Raw genomic sequence first — 8685 nt, forward strand, 5'->3', positions numbered from 1 at the left:
AATCTTCTGATCTCGCCCATCCAAGCACACTATCTGATGTATCTTTAAATGCTATTATTTTAAATATCTCAAATTGTTTGCCATCTAATGAATAGCCGTCCAACTGGCGGTTGATAATTTTTATTGGGTGTTTTGTTTTAAGAGTAACGGGAGGTTTACTTAAGAAGCTATCATTGTAAACATAGTAGTTTAAAACATTTAATGGTGCAAATGCTGATTTATCAAAGAATTTGAATATATCCTCCGGAGCTTGGACATCGTAATAACTTAATTTTCCATAGGGGGTTTCTATAGAGAAATAAGCGTTTATTTCATTTTGTACAATCCATAAACTATCTTCGTTTTGGTACCAATTACCTTTTTTAGCGATCAGCCGTATATAATCATAATCTAACTCATCTTTATAGACAGCGGCCTCAAGCGTGGAATCACTTTTTATAGGCAGAGAATACAAATGCAAACTGTCGCCGGAAAGCCGGGCGAAGTTAAAATCAGGTTGGGTTACAACACCGGTGTCCGGTGAAGCAGTGGGCAGGGGCTGGCTGGTGGTTTGTGCCGGCTGAGCGATGTTATGGTCTCCGTACTGCTGCCACCAGATGAAATATCCCAAGGCGGCAAAGAACATCACAAAGACAGAGCTTATGATCAATACTTTTTTCATGCTTCTGAACTATTTATAGATCATTCACCGTTTGGGTCTGTAGCCCAGCACTTTCGCCGGCAAAAGCAGAATGGCCCGGAGCAAAGCAAAAAGCGCCTCAAAAGTTATTCCTATCAGCCGGAACGGCAGTAAAACCAGCCATATCAATGGCCACAGGATCAAAGCAATGATGGCCAGCGGCCAGCAAAGGACCAGCAGGATAAGCCAGACAATAAATGTGAACATTTATATATCCTCACTCGGTTACTGCATTGAATTATTCCTCTAAAGAAGCATCTTTGCTGTAAAAGGGAACGACCTCGTCCTTGTAAAACCACAGACTGTCCTCGTTCTGGTACCAGTCGCCTTTCCTGGTTATCAGCTGGATGCGGTCATTGTCCAGTTCATCCTTGTACAGGACGGTCTCCAGGGTGGAGTCGCTTTTGACAGGCAGGGAATAAAGGTGAAGGCTGTCGCCGGTAAGCCGGGCGAAGTTGAACTCCGGCCCGGCAGTTTGGCCGGTGTCCGCGGGGGCCGGGGAGGCCGGTTGGACAACGGTCTGCTCGGCTAGCGCAGGCTGTTCACCGGCCTGGTATATCCGGTGCTGCCGCCAGATGAAAAAAGTCAGGACCACAAAGAACAGCCCAAAGGCCGCAATTACTATGATGGGTTTTTTCATAAAACGCCGCTCATTTCTTTTTATACTTCATCTTCATCCCCAGCAGGATGAAATTCAGCACCAAGGTGACGCTGTTGGCCAGGATGATCGGCCATTCGCGGATGATTATACCATAAACCAGCCAGAATATCAGCCCCAGGGTGAACAACAGCATGAAGGCCAGGTTGAAGTCCTCGGCCCGCCTGGTCTGGTAGGTCTTGATCACCTGGGGCAGGAAGCTGACGGTGGTAAGGAGGCCGGCTAAGAAGCCGATGGTTTTGATTAGCATGATTGGGTAAATCCGAATTTGTTTGAAGATAGCGATACCATGAATGGTATCGCTGGGTTTCATCAAGGCCTCACGCGAGGCCTAACCATGCCATAGGCTTCAAAGAAGCCTTGATGTTTTTCAGCGATAGGCTTCAGCCTATCGCTGAATATGCAGTCCAGCGCTCCCTTCGACAAGCTCAGGGTGCGCTTTGCGTCCCTGCGGCCTTGTGCTTATGGTGCGCTTTACGGTTGAAAAGAGAGGGTGGGTCAGTGTTTCTCTATGAACTCGTCCAGCTTACGGTGCCACTGGTCTGGCTCAAAGGTCCCGGGCGCGGTCTCCTGGCCGAACAGCAGGTCTATCAGGTAGCGCGGGCGTTTGCCGCCGATGTGCATGGATTTGATGCAGGAGATGCAGTAGACCGCCACGTCCTCCGCCGGCATCTCGCCTGCCCGCTTGGCCATCTGCTCCTTTACCTGTTCCACCGGGATGGCCCCGTAAAAGCTGTCGCCGCAGCAGGTGCTCTTTGTTCCCGTGTGCTTGGGTTCTGCCAGTTCTATGTTCATCTTCTTCAGCAGGGTCCGGACGGCTTTGTGCACCCGCTGCTGGTCCCGGGTGGGGCAGGCGTCCAATATGGACATCCGCTGACCTTTATAGTCGGGGAAGGGGAAGGTGTTGCTTTGGGCCAGGATCTCCCACAGCGAGACGGTGGTGCTGTTCGCGTAATCGTTGCGGAACCGCTTGTCGCAGCCGGGGCAGATGTTGATGACCTCGGTCTTGACCGGCAGCTGCGGGTCGTGATGACAGCAGACCATCAGCATGTCCATTGGGCCCAGGCTTTGGTTAAGCAGGGCGTGCAGTCTTTTGGCGGACTCCGGCTTGTACAGCATCAGGCCGCAGCCGGGGGCGAAGGCTTGTTTTATTTTGTTTGATGGAGTGGAGGGCATGGGGGATTTTGGTGGGTTGTTTTTTACTTATCAGCGATACCGTGAACGGTATCGCTACAAATCATCCCGCCAAAGGCGGATCTTCGACAAGGCTTTTGCCAAAGCCTACGGTCTTCTGTTATCCCTCTCCGCATCGGGGAGGGGCAGGCGATGCACTGAGCAGAGCCGAAGTGGGTTAGGTCAGTACCAAGCTTAAACTGCGAAACTATTCTTCAAACCTTTTTCCCAATATACCGTTTATTCTTTCCCCCGCAGTTCTGGCATACCGGCCGGTGCACGCACAGCAGGGAGACGCATTTGGGGCAGGCCCATTTTTCTTTTTCGGTTCGCAGGAAAGCCTTGATGCCGGCCTTTTCTATGGCCTGCAGTTTCTCCAGCATACTCATCCCGTATTTGGTCCGGTAGCGCTTGTCAAGGTGTTTTAGCCGGGGGCAGGGGAACTTGGCGCAAGAGAAGCAGAACCTTTTGCCGGAAAGACGCTCCGGGCAAAGCTTGATCCGGCAGGCCGCCCGGCCCTTGGTTTGGTTGCCGCCGGGGGCGTTGCAGCCGGGGCAGTGGTTCTTTTCACGTTGGTAGGCCAGGCAGAGCAGGCAGTTCATCCCGCAGGCGGCGATGAAGAGTTCTTGGCGCATGGGTTATCTCGCTTGGTTCTGGTTCCGACCGCCCCCCTGCCCCCCTCCGTTGCGGAGGGGGAGGTTTGTAGCATCCCTCCCCACCCTTCGGCTCTGCTCAGGGCATGCATTGGGGAGAGCCTGCACTGAGTGGGACGGCTTGCCCTCCGGACGAAAGTGGAATGAGGGAGAGGTCGGTTACCGGGCCTTCTTTTTCTCCTTAATACTCTCCACCGCCTGCTGAACCTCGTCCAAACTTTCTATCGGCAGGGAGTTGATGACCTGGGCCAGCTTGAGCATCTTTTCCTCTTCGCGTTTGAGGGGGTATAACGGATGCTCGGGGTTGGCTTTGTTCTTGGCGTCCGGGGTCCATTCCAAAAGGTCGTTGGGGGTGCAGTTAAGCATGATGCAAAGCCGTTCCAGGTGGGGCAGGTCCAGCCGGATGAAGCGGGAGTGGGCGATCTTGGTGGCGTAGTTGGGGGAAAGGCCCTGCTCTATAAGGTAGGGGACGGGTTTGACGATGCCCCGGGCGGCGAAGATCTTGCTAAAATTGAAGGATAGCATGGTAACTGATCCTTGAAAACTGTTAATTGTTCATTGATTATTGTGAATTATGGCATGAAAAACGGTAAAAATCAATGAATAAATGGAATATTTCGCATGATATATGATATATCTACCTTGCTATATGGAATAACTCCCTTGCTTAATTATTCCTTACACATGATATATAAATTAGCTCCCTTGCTATGCGAAATGTCTCCTACACTATATTGAATATCACCCATGCTAAACTAAATAATTCCCTCGCTGTATTAAATATCTCCCTTGATATATGTAATATGTCGCTTGATTAGTGGTGCAATTGTTTGTTTGCATGTTATAGAACGGTTGTTTTATCGTGGACTGCGATATTTATAGATCAATATTTTTGGGAGATCTCATTTTGTATTGTCCAAATCTGTGTTGCGCGTAAACTTATTCCATAATACTTTGATGCAATAAAATTCGATACTGGGGAAAGTTTATGCTTCAGGTCGTTTTTAATTGATTTATAGGTTTTATCATCAATATTGATTTTTATTTTCCCATTTAAGAGTTTTGGTACAAAACCAGCTATAGCTGTAGCGCTGCAACCGACTATATTGCCGGTTAAGCCAAGTGCTGCTGCTGCTAATACCCCAAGTACAACTGTTTTATTATTAACTATGGTGTTTCCTATAAAATGTATAACTTGATGTCTTGTGCTTTTTTTGGCTCTTAGTATTTGTTCATTTAAAATAGCTATTTGTTCAAAAACATTTTTACCCAATTGACTTGCTTTATTATCAGTCAACATAGAATGAGTTAATTTAAGTATCTTTGCTCTATTGCTCAATAATATATCAATATATTTATCTACTCTAATGTCTTGTGGCATGTATAATCCAATACTATCTAATAATAAATACGGGGTCTGTGATACCGTTTGTAATGGGAAGGTCTTTTTCCCCAAATTAAAGAGATCAAGATCACTTTGGGCTACACGACTCGTAATGGGCAACGCAGAATTTAAAGCCTGACATGTTCGTATCTCACGTATCGCATAACTCAGATTATATATTTGTTCAAAAGTTGTCCATTGTTTTGCATGTATTGCTTTACGCGTGTGATCTAATAACTCAAAATCAGGTTGTAAAAAAGGCCGAAGATTCATAGATATTAACTTAGCTTTCCTATCTATGATAGTGCTGGCTTTATTATCTTTGACACATTTTTCGATACCACTAATAAACTGTTCAGCACAATGACCGCAAAGGAACGAACCATATTCACCCTTGTGGAGATTTATGTAGCGGTAACTTGAAAATTCATACACTGAAAAATGAGGGTATCGTAAAAAAATTGCACAAGCCTTTTCACCGAGCAACTCATAAGGGGCCCCTAACACAGGGATAATAGCACCTGAATCAAGGAAAGGTATAAGTACTTCTGGATTCCTTAAACAGCGGCAACCACCACATATACCCACTAATATATTTTGATAGAAAGGTATTGATGGTAAAATTACCTCGGGGTTAAATCCTTGTAAATATAATGTACTGCCTGTCTGTAATTGTTTGAAGACATTGCTGTATCTTAAAACTTTGTTTGAGGCTGATTTCTGTCCGCCTAAGTAACTTTTAACTAAAGTATATGTTCGTTCGTATTCTTCTCGTGATAATTCACTAAGTTGTAGTTTGTTCATAATGCCTCGTTATTAAGATATAGTATGCTTAATTTATTGTAAAACCCCGTTGCCTGAAAGATATAGCGTCGTGAAGCCTTTTTGCTTTTGTGCCTTCGTGGGCAGGGTAGCCTACCCCAGTTTCTCCCCGCACTCCCCGGCCTATTGCTCCAAAAACTCAATCACTTTCTTATTAAACACCTCCGTCTGCGAGATCGGCAGGTCGTGGCTGGCGTTGGGTATTATCTCCGTTCTTATCTGAGGCGCTACTGCATTCAAACGCTTCACGGCCTCGGCGGCGGGATATATCTTCTCGTGCTCGCCCACCAAAAACAAAGCCGGCGTCTTGATCTCCCGCAATTCCCCGTCGGTCAAAACGTCGGGAGGGACCAGCATCCTCATCTTATAGCATTTCAGGCTCATCGTGGCGTCGGTTATAAGCATGTCTGTTATCCGGCGGCTTTCTGCATCCTGCCGCTTGGCCAGGTCCTCGAACAGCCAGTTCACCAGGAACTTTCGCATGAAATAGGGATGAGGCAGGGCCGAGATGATCCCGCGCCAGGCCCATTCCCCGGGCAGTGCTATAATGGTGGAGGGAGGGGCGACCAGAACCAGTTTTCTCAGCCGTTCCGGGTGGCGCAGGGCGTAACGGCTGGAAAGCCAGCCCCCGAAGGAATAACCCATCAAATTGACGCTGTCGCCCAGGGCCAGGCCGGTGAACAGCTCGTCCATCCAGCCGGTGAAATCGTCCGCGCACTTGAAGGGTTTGGCGTTTATACTGCGTCCGACGTCGTAAATGTTGTCCACCGCATAGACCCGGAAATGTTCCGACAATTCCCTGACATTTGCGAACCAGATCAGCGAGGAGGCGTTGGCCGAAGGCAGCAGCACCAGGGCCGGGGCCTTGGGCGGCCCGCTTACCCGGACGAAGGTCTTGCCGTAGGAGGTCTCCACGTATCTTTCTTCGGAATCCACCGGCCATTGCCTGGCCCGTTGGTCGTAGTATTCCAGATACTTTTCCCGGGCCTGGGCGGACTTGAAGGGGTAGTAGGCCGGAAGCTTTGACATATCCGGATCTTTGAACAGCGAATTGACGAACAAGGCCGCCGAGCCGATCAAGAGCAGCAGACAAGCCGCCAGGATCAGCAGGATGGTCTTAAGCAGGGAGCGTTTTTTGGGCGGTGTTTGGGCTGGCATATGTTTTGTATTTTTCTCCGTATGGCAGCGATACCGTAAACGATATCGCCCGTGGGCCCCGCAGAATGCGGAGCCTCGCCGTTGGCGGGGCGTGGCTACAAATCATCCCACCAAAGGCGGGTCTTCGACAAGGCTTTTGCCAAAGCCCGCTTTAGTCAGCCTTGCCAAGGCTATTTGCGATAAGAGAAAATAATTTCTGCTCTGCGGTTTTGAGTAATTCAACCTTGCCGTGTTTGTAATCAAGAAATGGCTTGTAAAAGCGGATCATTCGTGGAAAGCCTTTACCTCTAAGCACAATTGCCATTGGGTTGTATTCTTTATCGCCACCCCATTCACGGGCAATACGAACTTCAATCGGTGGTTTAGTACCCCATTTTGAACGATCAGAATAATCAACAATGACCGCTAACTTAGAAAGCTTTGGTATCCAGTTTGTTTCAATATATTCCTGCCAATTGGGACTTCTTGAATAAACTAAAACTAAAACCCTACCTTTCTCTCCGTATTCGCGGCTGAATCTGTAGGTTAGCCAACCTCGATATAATAATTTATAGACAGCAGTCAGCAGCATAACGACGATAAGGATTGGCAACCATACTGGTATGGTGATGAATAGTAGAAATGACGTAACCGCGCTTGTAAGTTTTTTGATAATCTGCATGATTGATTAGTCTTCAGCTATCGCTATGAATGTATGTAAATATTAGTTGGATTACTTCACTTGCCAAGCATAAGGCCCATCTCGTAATGACCGTTACTAGTATGGCCCTCGATTTAAAACCCTTTGTGCCACTATAGAAAAAAGTTAATTGTTTTTCGCGTCTTTTCGTGTGTTTCGTGGGCAGGGTAGCCTACCCCAGTTTCTCCCCGCATTCCGGGCAGAACTTGCTCCCCGCCGCTATCGGCTTACCGCACTTGGGGCAGGGCGTCATCGCCGGAGCCGCCGCCACCAGCGTTCCCCCGCAGTTACTGCAGAACTTGGCCCCGGCCATGTTCGGGGTCTGGCATTTGGGGCAGGGCAGGGCCTGCCCGGAAGCCATGGCCTGCTGCAGCATTCCCGGCAGCATCATTCCCATTCCCAAACCCGCGCCCAGGCCCATTCCGGCCCCGGCGTTGCCGCTTTCGTTCTTGGCCGCGTCGCCCATGGCGTTGGCCGCCTTGTATTTCAGGTAGGTGTTCATGTCGCCCAGGGCCGCGATGCCGGTGCGCTCGTCTATCTTGGCCGACACTTCCTCCGGCGGGGTGATGGCATTGATGTAAACATCCACCGCTTCCAGACCGTACTTGCCGAAATCCTCCTGCAGTCTGGCTTTCAAGCCCGTGCCCAGCTCGTCATAATGCCGGGCCACCTGGAAGATGGACTTGTAGGTGTCGCCCAAAAAGTCGGTCAGCCGGGAGACCACGATGGTCTTTAGGAAATTGTCTATCTGCTCGGTGGTATAAAGCCCCTGGGTGCCCACCAGCTTGTTGACGAACAGCTGGGGATCCTTGATCCGGACCGAGTAGATGCCGTGGGAGCGCAGGCGGATCATCTTCAGTTCCTCGTCGGCGAAGGGGATGGGCTCGGCCGTGCCCCACTTGAGGTCGGTGAAGACCTTGGTGCTGACGAAACAGACCTCCACCCTAAAGGGGCTTTTGCCGTCGAAGACGGTCTTGATGACATTGATCAGCAGCGGGATGTTCATGGTGGTCAGCGTATGCCGGCCGGGGCCGAACACGTCCAGGGCCTTGCCGTCCCTGAAGAACACCGCCTGCTGGCTTTCCCGCACCACCAGCTGGGAGCCGATCTTGGTCTCGCCCGAGCCGTCCTCGGGAACCCGGTGAACCATCTGGTTGCCGGTATTGTCTAAAAATTCTATGACTTCCATTATCTTGGCCATCTTCTGACTCCTTAACAAGGTTCGAAATGTTGTAAATGTTGTAAAGGTATAAATGACTATACGGCTTTGGTCTCCGAGATCGCCTCGTGGCGGGCGTTAAGCGTGGCGTCAAAGCCCTGGAGGTCGGACAGCAGGGAGGCCAGGGCCGCCTGGTCGGGCGTCAGAGTGTTGACCTTGTTCCTGATGGCGGTGATGGCCACGGCCAGGTCTTGGTCGAACTTGTAGAGGGCGTCCAGCTGGGGCTCCATGATCTTCTGGCTGTCAAAGAACCCGGCGTA

12 protein-coding genes are annotated in these 8685 nt (G+C 49.7%); all 12 read right to left on the minus strand.

Annotation, left to right across the window (positions count from 1 at the left end):
• Positions 1–661: hypothetical protein (locus tag Q7U71_03365; GenBank protein MDO9390794.1), on the minus strand; the 661-nt coding region annotated here is incomplete at its 3' end.
• 24 nt (positions 662–685) lie between these two features.
• The gene (locus tag Q7U71_03370; GenBank protein MDO9390795.1) at positions 686–886 is read right to left on the minus strand and encodes a hypothetical protein; all 201 of its coding nucleotides are present in this window, start codon (positions 884–886) and stop codon (positions 686–688) included.
• Positions 887–917: 31 nt separating this feature from the next.
• Positions 918–1319: a hypothetical protein gene (locus tag Q7U71_03375; protein ID MDO9390796.1), complete on the minus strand. Its 402-nt coding sequence runs from the start codon at positions 1317–1319 to the stop codon at positions 918–920.
• 10 nt (positions 1320–1329) lie between these two features.
• Positions 1330–1587, minus strand: a complete 258-nt coding sequence (locus tag Q7U71_03380; GenBank protein MDO9390797.1) for a SemiSWEET transporter — start codon at positions 1585–1587, stop codon at positions 1330–1332.
• A 248-nt stretch (positions 1588–1835) separates the two neighbouring features.
• Positions 1836–2513 (minus strand): (Fe-S)-binding protein, encoded by a 678-nt coding sequence (locus Q7U71_03385; GenBank protein ID MDO9390798.1) that lies wholly within the window; start codon positions 2511–2513, stop codon positions 1836–1838.
• A gap of 212 nt (positions 2514–2725) precedes the next feature.
• Positions 2726–3145 (minus strand): DUF3795 domain-containing protein, encoded by a 420-nt coding sequence (locus tag Q7U71_03390; GenBank protein MDO9390799.1) that lies wholly within the window; start codon positions 3143–3145, stop codon positions 2726–2728.
• Positions 3146–3322: 177 nt separating this feature from the next.
• Positions 3323–3688, minus strand: a complete 366-nt coding sequence (locus Q7U71_03395) for a helix-turn-helix transcriptional regulator (GenBank protein MDO9390800.1) — start codon at positions 3686–3688, stop codon at positions 3323–3325.
• A 358-nt stretch (positions 3689–4046) separates the two neighbouring features.
• On the minus strand, positions 4047–5351 hold the full coding sequence (locus tag Q7U71_03400; protein MDO9390801.1) for a hypothetical protein: 1305 nt from the start codon (positions 5349–5351) through the stop codon (positions 4047–4049).
• Positions 5352–5492: 141 nt separating this feature from the next.
• Entirely contained in the window at positions 5493–6527 is a 1035-nt protein-coding gene (locus Q7U71_03405; protein ID MDO9390802.1) for an alpha/beta hydrolase, read from the minus strand.
• Between the two features lie 151 nt (positions 6528–6678).
• A complete protein-coding gene (locus tag Q7U71_03410; protein MDO9390803.1) occupies positions 6679–7188 on the minus strand; it encodes a hypothetical protein in 510 nt (169 codons plus the stop codon).
• Between the two features lie 190 nt (positions 7189–7378).
• On the minus strand, positions 7379–8407 hold the full coding sequence (locus Q7U71_03415; protein ID MDO9390804.1) for an SPFH domain-containing protein: 1029 nt from the start codon (positions 8405–8407) through the stop codon (positions 7379–7381).
• A 56-nt stretch (positions 8408–8463) separates the two neighbouring features.
• A partial coding sequence (locus Q7U71_03420) for a hypothetical protein (protein ID MDO9390805.1) occupies positions 8464–8685 on the minus strand: 222 nt, incomplete at its 5' end.

Source organism: bacterium, assembly GCA_030655055.1.
In the GTDB taxonomy this organism is placed as follows: Bacteria; Edwardsbacteria; AC1; order AC1; family EtOH8; genus UBA5202.

What these genes read in the sequence shown, in the direction of transcription:
- Q7U71_03370 (MDO9390795.1), bottom strand. Translation starts at nt 886, where the DNA reads ATGTTCACATTTATTGTCTGGCTTATCCTGCTGGTCCTTTGCTGGCCG.
- Q7U71_03375 (MDO9390796.1), bottom strand. Translation starts at nt 1,319, where the DNA reads ATGAAAAAACCCATCATAGTAATTGCGGCCTTTGGGCTGTTCTTTGTG.
- Q7U71_03380 (MDO9390797.1), bottom strand. Translation starts at nt 1,587, where the DNA reads ATGCTAATCAAAACCATCGGCTTCTTAGCCGGCCTCCTTACCACCGTC.
- Q7U71_03385 (MDO9390798.1), bottom strand. Translation starts at nt 2,513, where the DNA reads ATGCCCTCCACTCCATCAAACAAAATAAAACAAGCCTTCGCCCCCGGC.
- Q7U71_03390 (MDO9390799.1), bottom strand. Translation starts at nt 3,145, where the DNA reads ATGCGCCAAGAACTCTTCATCGCCGCCTGCGGGATGAACTGCCTGCTC.
- Q7U71_03395 (MDO9390800.1), bottom strand. Translation starts at nt 3,688, where the DNA reads ATGCTATCCTTCAATTTTAGCAAGATCTTCGCCGCCCGGGGCATCGTC.
- Q7U71_03400 (MDO9390801.1), bottom strand. Translation starts at nt 5,351, where the DNA reads ATGAACAAACTACAACTTAGTGAATTATCACGAGAAGAATACGAACGA.
- Q7U71_03405 (MDO9390802.1), bottom strand. Translation starts at nt 6,527, where the DNA reads ATGCCAGCCCAAACACCGCCCAAAAAACGCTCCCTGCTTAAGACCATC.
- Q7U71_03410 (MDO9390803.1), bottom strand. Translation starts at nt 7,188, where the DNA reads ATGCAGATTATCAAAAAACTTACAAGCGCGGTTACGTCATTTCTACTA.
- Q7U71_03415 (MDO9390804.1), bottom strand. Translation starts at nt 8,407, where the DNA reads ATGGCCAAGATAATGGAAGTCATAGAATTTTTAGACAATACCGGCAAC.